The organism is Clostridium sp. UBA7791 (assembly GCF_002480755.1).
GTDB lineage: Bacteria > Bacillota > Clostridia > Clostridiales > Clostridiaceae > Clostridium_J > Clostridium_J sulfidigenes.
Map to the genome: position 1 here is coordinate 238,339 of NZ_DLCT01000005.1, position 17,239 is coordinate 255,577.

Genomic DNA, 17,239 nt, shown 5'->3' on the forward strand with positions numbered 1-17,239 from the left:
CTATTTTCATACAGTTCTTTTAATAATGGTTCTGTTGAAAACTATAGTGATAGAATATACAATCTATAACATGTTGACGGATTATTTTTACATAGTCCAACTATATATTTAATCTATCCCCTAAATTAAACTAAACTGTTTTAATGTGAATATCCACAGGAATACTGTAAGTATACAAAAGGCTGAAGTAAATACTACTATTTGGGCAGCTAATTCACTATCACCATCCATTTTTTGAGCCATAGTGAAGGAAGAAATAGCAGTAGGGGATGCAAAGATAAGCATTAACGCTATAAGTTCTATATCTCTAAAACCTAACCATATACTTATAGGCATAAGAATACTAGGAACTACAATAAGTCTACCAGTTACACCTATAATAGTTTGTTTCAAGTGAGCTTTTACATCGGTGAAAGAAAAGGAACCACCAAGTAAAATAAGGGAAAGAGGTGTAGCAATTCGTGATATGTCACTTATGGATTTTTCAATAGCTGTTGGAAGTTTTATTCCAAAGATAAGAAATAATAGTCCAATTGCTGATGTTATAATTAAAGGATTAGTAATAATTCCTTTTAGAGTATTTTTAATATCTAGCTTTCCGCATCTAAAAATTTCTAAGGATATCACTGCTAACATATTAAAAAAAGGAACAACAGTGGCTATTAGTATAGCTACAACACCAACTTTGTCCTCACTAAATAGGGAACATGCTACAGGTAGACCAAATATTATAAAGTTGCTACGAAATATACCTTGTATCAAAACACCACGTTTTTTATTATCCTTTTCAATAAGGGGAATGAGAATGCATAGTACTATAAAGGTAAGGGTAACACTTATAAGTGCAAAGCAAATAAGTTTCGGATTTATAGCTCCTTTTAAATCTGTTTTATATATATTATAAAATAACAATAGAGGCAAAAAAGCCTTAAAGGTGATACTATTCATAACCTTTAGAGTATTGTCATCAAACATTTTCAATCGCTTTAATACATATCCTAAAGCCATGGTAAGAAACAGTGGTAAAACTACATTAATTGATAAAATCAAATTTCCCATAATTAATATCCTTTCTAGTATTTTGTTAATCTATTTCTCATATTTTATATGGTTGTCCCAATTAATTGTATACAAAGTTAAAGTGTTTTTCAATGTATAAGTAATAATTGATAATATTTGTAATAGGTGTTAAAATAAAAATGTAGTCTTACTCTAAGGAAGTATCCAAGGAGGAAGAGTAATAGATTTAAATCGTTCTGAATTACATGAGGGTTAGCCCAAATGATAAGGCGGTGTCATAGGATAGCGATATACTATCTCTGCTCTCTATTGGGACGCAGAGAGTATTTTTTTGAGGGGAGCTTAAGCTTTGGAAACAAGAATCGCATTGATTGGAATTATAGTAGAGGATACTACAGCTACAGAAAAATTAAATAATATTTTACATGACTATGGACAATATATTGTTGGGAGAATGGGGGTACCATATCGCGACAAGGAGGTGTGTGTTATCAGCGTAATTATAGATGCAACTAATGATATTATTAGTTCATTATCTGGTAAGTTGGGTATGCTCGATGGTATTACTGTAAAAACGATCTATTCAAAGAAGTAGAGTAAATATATAAAATCAGAACGAATTAGGTATATATTAGAATAAAGCACTTAAAATCTTATTAAGAAAGAAGAGTAGATGTATGTATAATGTAAAATCTAAGGTAGCAACTGAATTTATTGAAGATGGAGAAATATTATCAACCCTTGAATATGCTAAGAAAAATAAAAATAATAAAGAGTTAATAAATAGTATTATAGAGAAGGCTAGAGAATGTAAAGGTTTAAACCACCAAGAAGCAGCAGTGCTATTAGAATGTGATTTAGAAGAAGAAAATAAAAAGATAGAAGAGCTAGCTATGGAGATAAAGAATAAATTTTATGGTAATCGTATAGTTATGTTTGCTCCATTATACCTTTCTAATTACTGTGTTAATGGATGTATATATTGTCCGTATCACCATGGAAACAAACATATAGCTAGAAAGAAACTTACTCAAGAAGAGATTAAAAAGGAAGTAATTGCATTACAGGATCTTGGACATAAAAGACTTGCACTAGAAACAGGTGAAGATCCTATAAATTCTCCTATAGAATATGTATTAGAAAGTATAAAGACTATATATAGCATAAAACATAAAAATGGTGCTATAAGAAGAGTAAATGTAAATATTGCTGCTACTACTGTTGAGAATTATAGAAAATTAAAAGAGGCTGGAATAGGAACATATATATTATTCCAAGAAACTTATAATAAAAAATTATATGAAGAATTACATCCAACAGGACCAAAGCATGATTATAATTATCACACTGAAGCTATGGATAGAGCTATGGAGGGTGGTATAGATGACGTTGGTATAGGAGTTTTATTTGGATTAAACATGTATAAGTATGATTTTGTTGGATTACTTATGCATGCAGAGCATTTAGAAGCATCCATGGGAGTAGGACCACATACTATCAGTGTACCTAGAATTTGTCCTGCTGATGAAGTAAATCCAGAAGATTTTACTAATGGAATTTCTGATGATATATTTGCAAAGATTGTTGCAATCTTACGTATTTCAGTACCTTATACAGGAATTATTGTATCTACAAGGGAATCTCAAAAATCTAGAGAAAGAGTGCTTCATCTTGGAGTTTCTCAAATTAGTGGAGCTTCATGTACAAGTGTTGGAGGATATGCTCAGAAGGAAAAAGAAGAAGAAAATTCAGCACAATTTGATATCAGTGATACAAGAACTCTAGATGAAATTGTAAATTGGTTACTTGGCATGGGATATATTCCTAGTTTTTGTACTGCTTGTTATCGTGAAGGTAGAACAGGAGACAGATTTATGCAGTTAGTAAAATCAGGTCAAATTTCTAACTGTTGTTTACCTAACGCCCTAATGACTTTAAAAGAGTATCTAGAGGATTATGCATCTGAAGATACAAAAGCTAAAGGCGAAGAAGTCATAAAAAATGAAGCTATGAAAATTCCTAATCCTAAAGTTAAGGGTATTGTAGAGGAACACCTAAAAGAACTTAATGAAGGAAAACGTGATTTTAGATTCTAGATATAATAAAAATAGAGGGTTAGCCCTCTATTTTTTCATATCTTTAATTATACAAATTCCTTGAGTCATGGTACCCATTGGACAATAAACACACCAAGAACGTGGTTTATAAAGGGCCATGGTAATTATACCTAGGAAAGTTGAAGTTAACATTAAGCTATAGAAGCCAAAACTAAATTGAACTATCCAAGGAGAAACATAGGATAAATCTGTGAAGTTCCAAGGTAATTTAAAGGTCCAAAGTATAGTAAGAACTTCTTTTAGAGTATTTGTCCCTTGGAAAACTAAATATGTGTTAAATACCATACTAATGAACATAGTTAAAAAGAAAATTAAAAATCCGTATCTAAAATATTTAGATTTTAAAAATTTAGGCATAGGCTTATTTCTTGATAATTTTAATTTATTTCCTAATAAATCTAATAGTTGTCCTCTACCACAGTATTTATTGCAATAGCCTTTATTTCCTTTAACTATTGAAATTAATAAAGGTACGATAAAGCAAATTAATCCTAGCCAAGCAAAGAGTATATTAAATAACCCTAAAATTAAATATAGGGATGATAATATCCAAAGATATTCATAAAGATGCTTTTTCTTCTTTTTCATTAGTTGCCTCCTAGTTGTTTAATTTCTATAGTAGATGCAGGGCAAGCTTTAACACATTTTCCACATCCAACACACTTATCATAATCAACCTTTGAAAAAATACCCTTGTTAATAGCAATGGCTCCAAGGGGACAGACTTTTTCACAAGCACCACAGGCTACACAGTAGCTAGTATCCACATAAGCCCTCCTTTTAACAATTTTCTTTTCCATAAATTTATATCCTCCTGTTTTATAAATGTTGTAGTAAGCATATTATAACTGTATAATTAAAGAAAATATGTGATATAGTCACACAAGCAATTTTTTAGGAGGATAATATGTTAAATAGTTTAGATGTATTTAATAAAAGACTTGAAGCTTTGTATGATGCTTATCCTGTATTAAAAGAAATAGATGATAGCCATGAAATTATAAGAAAAAATGTAATTTTTAAAAGTCTATTAAGTGAGGAGTATTTAAAAACAGATAGTGGAAACTGTATAGGTATGTTATTTGTTATAAGTGGAATTATAAAGGTTCAAAAAGTAACAGAAGAGGGAAATGAAACTAATTTGTACAATGTAGAGCGTGGTGAGCTATGTCATGAAGCATTAAGCTGCTTTGTAAATTGTCAATCATTAAATATTGAAGGCATAGCCATGCAAGATTCTTTAATTGCTATTTTACCATCAGATATAGTGAAGGCCTATTTATTAAGTGATTTTAGATTTATGCAAGTTATATATAAAGATTTATATGCAAAATTTAGAGGGGTTATAGAAAACAAAGAAGCTAGAATTCATGAATCTTTAGAAAGTAGATTGGTTAAATTATTACTTAGTAAGAATACTAAAATAATTTATACAACCCATGGGGAACTTGCTTTTGAATTAGATTCTTCAAGAGAAGTAATAAGCAGAAAGCTTAAGGAACTAGAGAAAAAAGGGTATTTATTAATATCAAGAGGAAAAATTCAATTACTAAAAGATTTAGAAGAACTATATAATTAGTAAAGAAATTATAATACAAAGATAACTACATAAACAAAAGAAAGGGTGAATTTATATATGAAAGACAAAAGTTTAAGTAATGGTTTTTTAAATATAGTAAAAAAAATGAATAATGAAATAATAGGGCAAGGAGAATTTATTCATAAATTGTGCAATTATTTTAAAGAAAAGTTTGAAGAAGATAAGAAAGGCATATTACTTTTAGCCGGTAAACGAGGAACTTTTAAAAAAGCTAGTGTAAGGCTATTATTTGAAAAACTTAACGAGGAAGGAATAACTGAAGATTATCATATAGATGAAATAGATTTAGCCTCTTACAATTTTAATTTAGGATATAATGCTTTTTTAAGTGACTTATATGAAAAACTAAATAGTAGTTCACAGGTAATAATGTTCAAAAATACTGAAAAAGCTTCAGAAAATATTTTAAAGGTATTATCAGAAATATATCCTAATACTTGTTTAAAGTTAAAAGATAACTATATTATGAAAAATAAGTTTCTTATTGAAGCAAAGAGTAAGGATAAAGACAATATAGGAGAATTCATCTGTCATAATAAGTTTTTCATATTTATTTATAATAGTGATGATAATGTAATAGAAGATGGAATTTTAGATAATAGGGAAGAGGTATTATATACTGAAAGCCTTACAGAAGATGAACAAAATAAAGTAATTAGAAGAGAAGTGTTAAGGTCAATAGATGGTATACAAAAGCATATGCAAGGAAATATAGTTCTTGGAATAGAAAATAAAGATGAAGAGGAAGATAACTTTGGAATTTGTAGTTTTCTACAAGAAAACTTCATAGAAGATAGCAATTTTGGAATCAGTGAATATATATCCTATAAAATTTATAAACCAATTATGAACCTAATACAAAAGGAAGGACTTTATAGTGAAAGTCAGATTTTAATATATGTAGATAAGAATGAGATATATTGCAAATCAGATGATGAAATATACAAGTTAGAAAACTATCTAGTACCTACCCTTGAAGAAGTAAAATATAAATTGGATTCTATAATAGGTATAGAAGAACTGAAAAATTTTATAATAAATGTTGAAAATAATTGGAAAGTACAAAAAATAAGAAAAAGACTTGGACTAAAAACTTCAAAGATATCTATGAATATGATATTCACAGGAAATGCAGGTACAGGAAAGACTAATGCAGCTAGGGTTACCTTTGAATATTTAAACGCCTTGGGTATATTAACTAAAGGTGTATTTGTAGAGGTGAGTAAAGCAGATTTTGTTACAGAGAACATTAATGATACATCTAAGAGAACAAATGATGTAATTAATTCTGCCTTAGGAGGAGTACTATTTATAGATGAAGCATATTCCTTATGTGAAAGTGAAGAAGATAAGGTAGGTAGGGAAATAGTAGATGCATTACTTAAGGGCATTGAGGACAATAGAGATAATTTAATAGTCATATTAGCTGGTTATGAAAAGGATATGGAAAGATTTCTAACTATAAATCAAGGTCTAAAATCTAGATTTTCAAATACTATACACTTTAAAGATTACAACCCAGTAGAAATGTATGAAATAGCAGTTAACATAGCTAAATCAAAGGGGTATAGAATAGCCAAAAATGTAAAAGCAGGGTTAATAGATTTATTTACAAGAAACCAAATTATAGGCAAAAATGATTTAGGTAATGCTAGGTTTGTAAGAAATATAGTGGAAAATGCAATAATTGATGCTTCTAAAAAATATCTAACTAATAGTGATAAGGAAATTGATTTATTAGATAGAGATAACTTTAACTTTAGAGCAAATGCAAAGTTTGATTTAGAAGAAAAATTAAATGAAATAATAGGACTTGATGACGTTAAAAAACTATTAAGAAGTCAATATAAGCTTATAGTTGCTCAGGAAAAAAGGAAATCTGTTGGAGTAAATACTAAGATAGAGCAAAACTTAAATATGGTATTTACAGGGAATCCAGGTACAGGTAAAACAAGCATAGCAAGATTAGTAGCTGAAATGCTAAATAGTATGGGATTATTAAAGGTAGGTCAACTAGTAGAAACAGATAGATCAAGTTTTGTATCAGAAGTTCCAGGGGAAACCCCAAAGAAAACAGAAGAGAAGTTTAAAGAAGCTTTAGGCGGAGTATTATTTATAGATGAAGCATATACCCTTGCAAATGACTCATTAGGAATTGAGGCTATAGAAACTCTGTTAAAGTTAATTGAAGATTATTCTAAAGAAGTAATAGTGATATTAGCTGGTTATGAAGAAGAAATGGAAGAATTCTTTGATGTAAACATAGGTTTAAGGTCAAGATTTCCATTATGGACTAATTTTGCAGATTATAATCCTAATGAACTTTTTGAAATGGCTGTAAAACTTGTTGAAGCAAAGGGATTTAAGTTATCTAAGAATGGATATATAGCTTTAAAGAAAAGCTTTGTTGAAATCTACAATAACTCAGATGCACAATCAGGAAATGGAAGGATGGTTAGAAATTACGTAGAAAAACTAATTAGAAATCAAAGCATAAGAATTGTAGAAGAGGATATCAGCGTTTATGAGATGAATCTTATAACTGCTAAGGATGTAGAAAATATAAATGTTATTGACGATGATAACATCTTTAATCTAGATAGTAAATTAGAGCTATTAGTTGGTAATGAAGATGCAAAGGAATTTTTAAAAAATCAATATAAGCTTTTAAAGGTTAGAGAAAGAAGAAAAAAATTAGGATTAGGATCAGATATCAATAGATATATGAATATAATATTTACAGGGGAAAATGGAACAGGGAAGAAAACTGTAGCTAATATTCTCTCAGAAATGTATTATAGTATGGGAATAGTTAAAGCTAAAAACATTGTAGAAATGGATAAATATGAATTCATGGCAATGATTAATAAGGGAATAAAAATTGAAGATATATTTAGTAAATTTTCAGGGAAAATGCTATTTCTAAATAGGGTAGACCTTCTCCTAGAGGAACAGCAATATAATAAAATAGTATCAGATTTCATTAAATTCTTAGATAAAAATAATAAGGTTATATTAATCCTTTCAGGAGAAAAAGAAGGGATGAAAAAACTAGTATTATCTAATCCAGCCTTTAACTATAGATTTCCAACTTGGTTTGATTTTGAAGATTATGATTATATGGGACTATGTAATATAGCATTAAGTATATTAAGTAAAAAGGGATATTCTTTATCGAAGGATGCAGAAGAGGAAATTAATAAAACTATAATAGACATATACGGTAATCCAAATTTAGTAATAAAAAATGGATTAATGATAAAACAGTATTTAGATAATCTTATAAGAACTCAGAGTATTAGAATATGTGATGAAGAATTTAGTAGAGATAGTATAAATTTTATAACCTTAGATGATATTATAAACAGTAAGAAAGAATTTTTAAAAAGAAATATTGTAAAGTAGTAAAATAAAGTAGTAAAGAACTATATCAAGATATGTTTTGATATAGTTCTTTACTTTAGTATAAAATTTATAAGCTTGATATATAGAATTTGTATTAACAATTAATAAGTATTAACAGTATCTAAGTAGGCATTATTATTCCACAAGCTAATCGTTTCCCAGAATTACCAGCAGGTTGACTAGTAAAGTCATCAGCATTTTCATGGATTATGATAGCTTTTCCAACAATATCTTTTATAGAAAATCTGCTTAAATAAACATCCATTGCAGCAATACCATTTGATGACATTAGTGGTGGAAGATCTCCATAATGATAAGGGTGAGGTTCATTTGTTGGATTCCAATGTCCACCAGTAGTTTTAAAAGGATCACTTGGATCACCTATATTACAACTTTCAAACTCATGAATATGAAATCCATGGAAAAGTGAAGGTTTTCCTTCAGAGTTGTATCTTGGAATACCAGTAATATATACTCTAAGAATTATCCCATCATCTAAACAGCAAAATAATGCTCTGCCACGTAGTTCAGGAGCTAAAGGTCCACCTTCAATTACTGCATAAGCTGTTGGTTCAGGCATACCATGATTCATAATTATATCGTTAATACTAAATTTATCATTAGCCATTCTCATATTAATACACTCCATTTTATTGATACAATATAATTTATAATATGTTGTAGTAAGTTGGTGTGTGAACGCAAAATATAAATATTTTATGCACTTTGTTAAATTTAGTTTAATTAAATAAAATTTATGTAAATTTGATTTTAATCAACCGAAAATATATAATAGATATATAAGGAAGAGGAGGGATATAAATGGAAGTTCTTATATTTGTATTAAATGACCCAAGAGATTTAGAGGAAATAATGGTTGAATTCACTAACATAGGTATAAGTGGGTCTACAATTATTGATACTGTAGGGATGGCTAATATTTTATCTAGTTGTGAAGATGCAAGTATGTTTTCTTCACTTCAATTGTTATTAAACAAAGGAAGGTCATCTAATAAAACAGTATTTACCGTTTTAAAGAAAGAAAGAATAGAACAAGCACTAGAGATTATTAACAAAGTAACTGGAGGATTAAATGGTCCAGGTAATGGAATAGCATTTACAATTCCGGTTAATAGAGTAATTGGAGGTAGCTTTCAACAAAAATAGGAGGGACTGAAGTTAAAGATGAATTGGTTATATGTACTAGGGATAGTAATACTTGCAGGTATATTTTTAGGATTACTAGTAAGTTATATTAAACTACCAAAGGTAACAGGATACTTAGTAGCAGGGATAATAATAGGACCTTTTGTTTTAAAGATTGTACCTACTGAAGCTATCCATGGATTAACAGTTATTTCAGAGGCAGCCTTAGGGTTTATTGCTTATAGTATAGGTAGTTCTCTTAATTTTAAGGATTTAAAGAAAATTGGTTCTGGAATTATAATTATAGCTTTATTTGAAGCACTTATGGCAGTAGTAGTTGTAACTTTAGTTATGATAACAGTATTTAAGCAACCATTAGCTTTTAGTTTATCTTTAGGCGCAATAGCTTCAGCAACAGCACCTGCAGCTACAATTATGGTTCTAAAGCAATATAGAGCTAAGGGACCCTTAGTAAATACTCTTATACCAGTAGTTGCTATAGATGATGCCATTGCAGTTATAGCCTTTGGAATAGCTTTATCTATTGCAAAAGCTTTAACAAATGGTACAGGAGCTTTGACAGTGATGTCAATAATGAATCCTTTTATAGAGATTATAGGATCTGCTGTTTTAGGAATAATACTAGGATTTGTGTTAGCATTTATTAATAGGTTATCTAACAGTAGAGAGCAAACTATGAGCATGGCTATAGGTGTAATTTTATTAGCTATAGGCCTAGCTAACAAATTACATTTGTCTGGATTATTAACTTGTATGGTTATGGGTGGAACCATTAGTAACATTACCGATGGTAAAACTAAATTACTTACTGTATTAGATGAATTTACTAATCCAATATTTATAGCATTCTTTACCATATCAGGATTAGAACTAGATATGTCAGTTTTGAAGACTGTAGGTATAATTGGGGCAGGTTATATAATAGCTAGAGTTATTGGTAAAGTTTTAGGAGCTTATTTAGGAGCTAAGATAGCTAAATCAGAACCTATAGTTCAAAAATATTTAGGATTAACTTTAGTACCACAGGCAGGAGTAGCTATTGGACTAGCACTTATAGTTCAAAATGAATTACCAGCTTATGGTACCCAAATTAGAACTATAATATTGGCAGGAACTGTTATATATGAGTTAATAGGCCCACTATGTACTAAAATTGCAATATTTAAAGCAGGTGAAGCAAATAAAGCTTAATAATAAATATGGTTCATGTATAACATCATTGATTTGGCTTTAAATTCACTATAAACAATGATATAATGAATGTATAAAATTAAATATATTTTATGGTTTTAAAGTTTATTCTTTAAATTAAAAGGGAAGTTGGTGAAAATCCAACACGAACCCGTCACTGTAACAAGGAGTGTATTCTAGATAAGCCACTGTTAACTTAGTTAATGGGAAGGTTAGAATACATGTTGATATGAAGTCAGGAGACCTGCCATAGGATATAGACCAAAAAACCCACGGGGAAACTGGGAGGTGTCTAACATGAAAGATGTATTTAGTGCTTTTCATAAGAGAAACTACTTTTGTAAATCTTTTAATTGTTATACTAGACATCCCGTATAGGATGTCTTTTTTCATGTATAAAAACATAAGTTTATATACATGAAATGCAGGGGAGTGATTAATCTTAAGGTCATTAATAATATTAGCTAAGACAAGGAGATTACAATGAGTAGTATATATGTAACTAAACAATTTATCTCTGATAGTAATATCAAAGAAAAACTAGGTCAAGTATCATTAATTCTTTTAGGAAGTTTAATTTATTCTTTAAGTGTAAATATGTTTATAGTTCCACATAAGTTTTTAAGTGGGGGAGTAGCTGGGATAGCATTACTTTTACAATATGTAACAGATATTCCTTCAGGGTATTTTACATTGTTTATCAATATACCTATATTTTGTTTTGGAATTAAGGTAATTAATAAGGAATTTGGGTTTTTAAGTTTTATTGGTATGATATCAATGTCCATATTTTTAATATTAACTGAAGATATAACTAGATTTATTAAAGTAGATGATTTATTAATATCATGCATAAGTGGAGGAGTTTTATGTGGTTTTGGTATGGCCATAATATTTTTAAATAAGGCTTCAGAAGGTGGAACGGATATAATAGCTATTGCTTTAAAGAAAAAGTATGGTGTTAATTTAGCTTCTATGACATTTATATTAAATGGAGTCATTGTTTTTACAGGGTTAATTTTAAATGATCTAACTATAACTATCTATACGTTAATATCTCTATTTATAAGAGCCTATATTCTAGATAAGGCTATTACTATGACTAATGAGAGAAAATTAATTATAGTGATAAGTAATAATCCAGAGGAAATAAAAAATTCTATCTTGGAACTTTTGGGAAGAGGTGTTACCTTTCTTCATGGAGAAGGTGCTTTTACAGGAGAGAAAAAGAAAGTTATATATTCTATAATGAGTTCTAAACAAGTGGAAAAGGCCAAGAAAGCTATACTAGATATTGATGCTAATGCAGTGATATCCATAATGAATGTGAATGAAGCTCATGGAAAGGGATTTAAACAGTTATCTTTTTAAGACGTAATTTAAATAAATATAAGAAAAAAGTGCTAGTCTTTTATAAGATCAGCACTTTTTTAAATTTAAATTTCATTTTGCATTAGCCATTTACTACAGCTAAGATAGTGTCCTCAGGAGTAAGAAGGGTTACTTCACTTGGAATATTAATATCTTTAGCTAGTAGTTTATCATTAAATTGCATATTAGCTACATTAACTTCAATATATTCTGGAATCTTTTCTACATTTCCTTGAAAATCAAGATATGGTCTAAAGGTTTCTAAAACTAGTCTTTTAGATTCCAAATTTTCTTGACCAATATAATTTATAGGAATAGTTAGTTTAATTACTTCATTTGGTTTAACATATTGTAAATCAAAATGTATAATTTCGTGTAGATTGTTTTTTTGAATATCTTTAACTACACAGTTTAGAGTTTTTCCCTCTAAATCAATAGGTATGATAGAACCACTAAAACTGCCTTTTAACATTTTTAACAGTTCAGTTTTATTCATCTTAGCAGAGATAGGTTCTTCTAAAAATTCACCATAGATTACGCAAGGTACTTCTCCCAAATTTCTAAGCTTCTTTAAATTCTCCTTTGAGCTTCTTTCATATACTTTAAATGTTGTACTTTTCATAATAAATCCCTCACTTATTTTTAATAATTTTTTGTTGATTTATTAAGCTCAGTATATAAATGAATCTAAGCACTATTAATTACACACAGAGCTTATACAAAGCCCACATATGCATCAACCTCCTTAAATATACTTATACCATGATAACATATATTAAGGAAAAAGCAAAATTCATAAAATATTAGAATAGATAATACTTTACAATGTAAATATATACATATATAATTATACATAGATATACTATGTATAGTAAACCGAGGTAAGGGGTGGAATTATGAAAATAAATAAAGAACTTTTGAAAGGAAGCACGACAATACTTATATTAAGTCTACTTAATCGAAAAAATATGTACGGATATGAAATGATTAAGGAGATAGAAGAAAGGTCTAAGGGTATTTTCTCTTTTAAAGAGGGAACGCTATATCCTATTCTTCATAGTTTAGAAAATGAAAATTTTATAGAAGCTTACTGGGATGAAGGCGAAGGAAAGCGTAAGAGAAAATATTACAAGATAACGGAAAATGGTAACAAAATTCTCAAAGAAAAAGAAGCAGAATGGAAATTGTTTAGTTCTACAGTTAATGAAGTATTAGGGGAGGGAGATTTATGTCTACAGTAAACCATCCGAAGGTAGAAAAGTATATAGAAGAAGTATGTGGATTAGTTAAAAATAAAAGAGTTCATAAAAATATAAAAGAGGAACTTATAGATCACATAGAAGAGATTATACAAGAGTACAGAGATGTTGGAATAACGGAGGAGGAAGCTATAGATAAAGCTATTATGCAAATGGGTTCATACGAAGTTATAGGAAGGGATTTGAATATGGTTCATAAAGCATCTCCTGATTGGATGCTTTTAGGTATAACCGCTATATTTATATTAGTTAGCATATTTACTTTAGGCTTCATTCAGAAGAATAATGCATTGACACACAGTTCATATGCTAATTTTTTAGGTAAGACTATAATTTATGCATCAGGAGGAATTATATTAACAGCAGTTTTACTTAAAATTGATTATAGAAAATTAAAAAAGTACTCTAAATATGTTTATAGTGGAGTAATAATTCTGTTAATATCCCAAATCTTTATAAATACAGGCTATATAAATGGAGAAATGGGCTGGATAGTTATTGGGCCAATTAGTTTTAATGCTTTTAATATAGCACCTTTTTTTCTAATCATTGCTTTAGCTGGAATGCTTGATAAGTGGAATTGGAATGAGATTAAAAGTATATTAAAAGGGATTTTTATTGCTTTTGTACCAATAATATTTTTTATTATTGGAAATGCTTCAGTTAGCATTATTATATATGCCATATCAGCTATTACTTTGATGATTATATCAGGTGTGAAATTAAAACATATTATAACTTCCTTTGGAGCTATGGGGGTTATCTTTTTATCTTGTATGGTTAGTGAACCTTACAGAATAAAAAGATTTCATGTGATTTTTAATCCTTCATTAGATGTAGATGGAATGGGATGGATTTATAATCAACTAGTTAAATTAAGGGAATCGGCGGGATTGTTTGGACAGGGAGCAAATTTTATACCAAATATGTTGCCAGAAATTCATACAGACTTTATATTTACCTATATAGTTTATTCTTTTGGATGGATTGCTGGAATAATACTAATTTCTTTAATTTTAGCATTCATAATAAGAATGGGTATAATAGGAAAAAGTACTAAAGAAACCTATGGTAAATTACTAGTAAGTGGATTTTGTGCATTATTTATAGTGCAGTTTTTACTAAGTATTTCTGTTAGCTTGACATTAGCACCTACAGTTTCAGTAAGCATGCCATTTATTAGTTATGGTGGAAGCCAACTTTTAATTAATATTTTAGCTATAGGTTTAGTATCTAATGTATGCAAGTGGAGAAATACGCCATATGATGCAGAAGTTAATTAGGTTTTTAATAAAATAAAAATTATGATTTACTATTATTATATAATAAAAGTATTAAGAAAATTTGTTGACATACATATATAATGATGGTAGTATTTAATAAAATATAACACTTAGGAGAATTAAAATGAGTAGAGAAATTAACTTTAAATCAACAAAAGTTAATATGGCATATTATCTTAGCTATTATAGATAGGGTTTGTATTTATAAACAATTATAGATGCAAGCCAGTTTAACAAATTTGGTTTGTGTCTATGATGGTTAGGAAGATTTGCTATACTCAAATGTTTAGTGATTAGACCACATAGATATATCTATGTGGTTTTTATATTTGATGCCTTCTTATTTAAACCACATGGAATCAATCTATGTGGTTTTATTTATTTTAGGAAGGAGATTAGAACATGAAAAACAGAGAGAACTTTACAAGTAGAGCAGGATTTGTGATATCTTGTATTGGAGCAGCAGTAGGACTTGGAAATATATGGATGTTTCCTTACAGGTTAGGTCAAAATGGGGGAGCTGTATTTTTAATACCATACTTTATTTTTGTACTTATACTAGGATCAACAGGGTTAATTACAGAGTTTGCCTTTGGAAGAGGTGCTGAGGGAGGAGCTTTAACAGGAATTAAAAAAGGATTTAAGAATAAAGGTTTAAAGGGAGGAACTCTCTTTGGATTTATACCAGCCATAGGACTTGCAGGAGTGTTTATGTTTTATAATGTGGTAGTAGGTTGGATAATTAAGTATTTAGGACTTAGCCTTAGTGGAAATATAAAAAATATTGATATACCTAAGTACTTTGAAAGTTTTGCAGGAAGCACCCAAACTATACCATGGAATTTACTAGCAATAGTACTAGCCTTGATAATTGTATGTATGGGTATATCTAAGGGAATTGAAAAAATAAATAAAATTATAATGCCTATGCTTTTTGGAATTTTTATATTGTTAGCTATTAGATCATTAACTTTACCTGGGGCGATAGATGGGGTGAAGTACCTATTAACACCACAATGGTCATACCTATTTAAAATAAATACATGGGTAATGGCACTTGGTCAAGCCTTCTTCACAGTATCTTTAAATGGATGCGGAATGGTGGTATATGGTAGTTACATAGAGAAGGATTTAGACATTCCAAGGTCTGCAGTGAGTACTGCTGTACTTGATACTATTGCGGCATTATTAGCATCCTTTGTTATTATGCCAGCAGTATTTGCCTTTGGCTTAGATCCAGCAGCAGGTCCACCTCTATTATTTATAACAATACCAACTATATTTAAAGCTATCCCTGGTGGACAAATACTTATGATACTATTCTTTTTAAGTGTATTATTTGCAGCAATTAGTTCTTCAATAAATATGCTAGAAGGGCCAGTAGAATCTTTTATGGCACAAACAAAATTAAGCAGAAAAACAGCTACTATTTTAATAGCTGTAGTGTCATTTGTATTATCAATACCTTTAAATTTAAATATGAATTTGTTTAGCAACTTTGCAGATGTAATTACTATAGTAATATCACCATTAGCTGCACTGTTAGTATTTATAGTATTTTACTTTATGTACAACAAAGAACAGGTGTTAGAAGAAATAAATAGAGGTGCTAAGAGAAAGTTAGGAAATAAATTTTTTATGTTTTCAAAATATGGGTTTACCCTTATAACAGTATTGGTAATAATACTAGGAATAATTTATGGTGGGATATAAGTCTGTTTATACTAATTTTAGATGTGGATTTTCCTATTTTAAAGAGGGTAATAACTATATATTCTAAATAGTAAATTCTCTGAAACCCGCATGAACAGAAGAACTAGTTAACTATTTTCATAGTTAACTAGTTTTATATATTAATATTTATATAGTTTTATAGGTTTATAGGTAAATATTTAAATAGTTTTATTAATATACTTTTATGAAATGCTAAAGAATTTTTTTATTTCATCAATTCTTTCTAAAGCTATATTATATCCGTGGTTATAGGCGTGTTTAATTTTATTAAGATCTTTTTCAAAGCTATCAATACCATCTTCTGCAGTAGGTCTTAAAATTATAGCTTTGCCATCTCTTTCAAGTTGTTCACAATACTTAACTCTATCATTGTAAAGCTCATGACGTGTAAGAAGAGGCTTTACTAAATTAGGATATTTCTTTTTTAAAACTTTAGCAGCAAAAATATTGCCTTTACCTAATTCTTTAATATACCCCTTAGGTCTAGTTAGAATAATTAGATGCTTTTCATTTCCATCTTCCATGGCTTTTAATACAGGAATAGGATCACAGATGCCTCCATCAAAATATTCATTATCACTAATTATAGCTGGAGGAAAGAAAAGAGGTATAGCACAACTAGCTCTTAACATATTGCATTTTTCATCTAAATCTTTACCATTTAAATATTCGGTAACTCCAGTTTTAGCATTAGTCACACCAACTAAAATTTTACCTTCATAGCTTTTAAAGGTATCCATATCAAAAGGATAAATCTTATTAGGTAACTCATCAAAAGCAAAATCTAAACCAAATAAGCTTTTACATTTAAAAAAGTTTCTAAAGCCTATATATCTTTTATCATGTCTATGGTTAATTAGAATATCATAGTTTCTTTTCTTTTGTTTTGATATATATGAAAAGCCGTTGGTAATACCTGCTGAAACGCCAATGCAATAAGGAAACATAATATCATTATCTAAAAGGGCATCCATTATACCAGCGCTAAAAATAGGTCTAAAGGTTCCACCTTCAAGAATTAAACTACTCATGATGTCAACTCCTTAAAATTAAATTTGTTAGATTGTTTTCTTACATAATTAAATTAAGATA

General features: G+C 29.1%; 16 protein-coding genes and 1 riboswitch. Of the genes, 10 read left to right on the forward strand and 6 right to left on the reverse strand.

Annotated features, from left to right (window positions below):
- Positions 1-120 precede the first annotated feature (120 nt).
- A complete protein-coding gene (locus B3Z56_RS06580) occupies positions 121-1,059 on the reverse strand; it encodes an AEC family transporter (RefSeq protein WP_346877244.1) in 939 nt (312 codons plus the stop codon).
- Positions 1,060-1,369: 310 nt separating this feature from the next.
- On the opposite strand from B3Z56_RS06580, the gene B3Z56_RS06585 reads away from it, so the two are divergent.
- Together B3Z56_RS06585 and hydG are read left to right on the forward strand one after the other, a co-directional pair.
- Positions 1,370-1,615: a TM1266 family iron-only hydrogenase system putative regulator gene (locus tag B3Z56_RS06585; protein ID WP_150845249.1), complete on the forward strand. Its 246-nt coding sequence runs from the start codon at positions 1,370-1,372 to the stop codon at positions 1,613-1,615.
- Between the two features lie 82 nt (positions 1,616-1,697).
- The gene (gene hydG / locus B3Z56_RS06590; RefSeq protein ID WP_346877245.1) at positions 1,698-3,116 is read left to right on the forward strand and encodes a [FeFe] hydrogenase H-cluster radical SAM maturase HydG; all 1,419 of its coding nucleotides are present in this window, start codon (positions 1,698-1,700) and stop codon (positions 3,114-3,116) included.
- Between the two features lie 27 nt (positions 3,117-3,143).
- Here the strand turns inward: hydG and B3Z56_RS06595 are convergent, their stop codons facing one another.
- Positions 3,144-3,725, reverse strand: coding sequence for a 4Fe-4S binding protein (locus B3Z56_RS06595; RefSeq protein ID WP_346877246.1), 582 nt, complete (start codon positions 3,723-3,725; stop codon positions 3,144-3,146).
- Positions 3,725-3,937 carry a DUF362 domain-containing protein gene (locus B3Z56_RS06600; protein ID WP_346877247.1) on the reverse strand — a complete coding sequence of 71 codons (213 nt, stop codon included), beginning with the start codon at positions 3,935-3,937 and terminating at the stop codon, positions 3,725-3,727. The genes B3Z56_RS06595 and B3Z56_RS06600 overlap by 1 nt, the downstream gene beginning before the upstream one ends.
- A 107-nt stretch (positions 3,938-4,044) precedes the next feature.
- Here B3Z56_RS06600 and B3Z56_RS06605 point away from each other — a divergent pair, with 107 nt between their 5' ends.
- Entirely contained in the window at positions 4,045-4,716 is a 672-nt protein-coding gene (locus tag B3Z56_RS06605) for a Crp/Fnr family transcriptional regulator (RefSeq protein WP_346866995.1), read from the forward strand.
- Positions 4,717-4,773: 57 nt separating this feature from the next.
- Positions 4,774-8,142 (forward strand): AAA family ATPase, encoded by a 3,369-nt coding sequence (locus B3Z56_RS06610; protein ID WP_346878499.1) that lies wholly within the window; start codon positions 4,774-4,776, stop codon positions 8,140-8,142.
- Between the two features lie 121 nt (positions 8,143-8,263).
- Here B3Z56_RS06610 and B3Z56_RS06615 read toward each other — a convergent pair whose 3' ends face one another.
- Positions 8,264-8,776, reverse strand: coding sequence for a superoxide dismutase family protein (locus B3Z56_RS06615; protein WP_346877249.1), 513 nt, complete (start codon positions 8,774-8,776; stop codon positions 8,264-8,266).
- Positions 8,777-8,964: 188 nt separating this feature from the next.
- On the opposite strand from B3Z56_RS06615, the gene B3Z56_RS06620 reads away from it, so the two are divergent.
- The 3 genes from B3Z56_RS06620 to B3Z56_RS06630 all read left to right on the forward strand — a co-directional run bounded on the left by B3Z56_RS06620 (position 8,965) and on the right by B3Z56_RS06630 (position 11,871).
- Positions 8,965-9,309 carry a hypothetical protein gene (locus B3Z56_RS06620; RefSeq protein WP_346847329.1) on the forward strand — a complete coding sequence of 115 codons (345 nt, stop codon included), beginning with the start codon at positions 8,965-8,967 and terminating at the stop codon, positions 9,307-9,309.
- An 18-nt stretch (positions 9,310-9,327) separates the two neighbouring features.
- Positions 9,328-10,500, forward strand: a complete 1,173-nt coding sequence (locus B3Z56_RS06625; protein ID WP_346878500.1) for a cation:proton antiporter — start codon at positions 9,328-9,330, stop codon at positions 10,498-10,500.
- 76 nt (positions 10,501-10,576) lie between these two features.
- Positions 10,577-10,766, forward strand: a riboswitch (cobalamin riboswitch).
- Between the two features lie 217 nt (positions 10,767-10,983).
- The gene (locus B3Z56_RS06630) at positions 10,984-11,871 is read left to right on the forward strand and encodes a YitT family protein (RefSeq protein ID WP_346877250.1); all 888 of its coding nucleotides are present in this window, start codon (positions 10,984-10,986) and stop codon (positions 11,869-11,871) included.
- Between the two features lie 82 nt (positions 11,872-11,953).
- Here the strand turns inward: B3Z56_RS06630 and B3Z56_RS06635 are convergent, their stop codons facing one another.
- Positions 11,954-12,493, reverse strand: coding sequence for a 50S ribosomal protein L25 (locus B3Z56_RS06635; protein ID WP_035133935.1), 540 nt, complete (start codon positions 12,491-12,493; stop codon positions 11,954-11,956).
- A gap of 274 nt (positions 12,494-12,767) precedes the next feature.
- Between B3Z56_RS06635 and B3Z56_RS06640 the strand changes: the two genes are divergently transcribed.
- From B3Z56_RS06640 to B3Z56_RS06650, 3 genes are all read left to right on the forward strand, one after another.
- Positions 12,768-13,112, forward strand: coding sequence for a PadR family transcriptional regulator (locus tag B3Z56_RS06640; protein ID WP_035133937.1), 345 nt, complete (start codon positions 12,768-12,770; stop codon positions 13,110-13,112).
- Entirely contained in the window at positions 13,100-14,413 is a 1,314-nt protein-coding gene (locus B3Z56_RS06645) for an FtsW/RodA/SpoVE family cell cycle protein (protein WP_346878501.1), read from the forward strand. The genes B3Z56_RS06640 and B3Z56_RS06645 overlap by 13 nt, the downstream gene beginning before the upstream one ends.
- Positions 14,414-14,815: 402 nt before the next feature.
- Positions 14,816-16,126: a sodium-dependent transporter gene (locus B3Z56_RS06650; protein ID WP_346877252.1), complete on the forward strand. Its 1,311-nt coding sequence runs from the start codon at positions 14,816-14,818 to the stop codon at positions 16,124-16,126.
- 203 nt (positions 16,127-16,329) lie between these two features.
- Here the strand turns inward: B3Z56_RS06650 and B3Z56_RS06655 are convergent, their stop codons facing one another.
- Positions 16,330-17,178 carry a patatin family protein gene (locus B3Z56_RS06655; protein ID WP_346878502.1) on the reverse strand — a complete coding sequence of 283 codons (849 nt, stop codon included), beginning with the start codon at positions 17,176-17,178 and terminating at the stop codon, positions 16,330-16,332.
- Positions 17,179-17,239 lie beyond the last annotated feature (61 nt).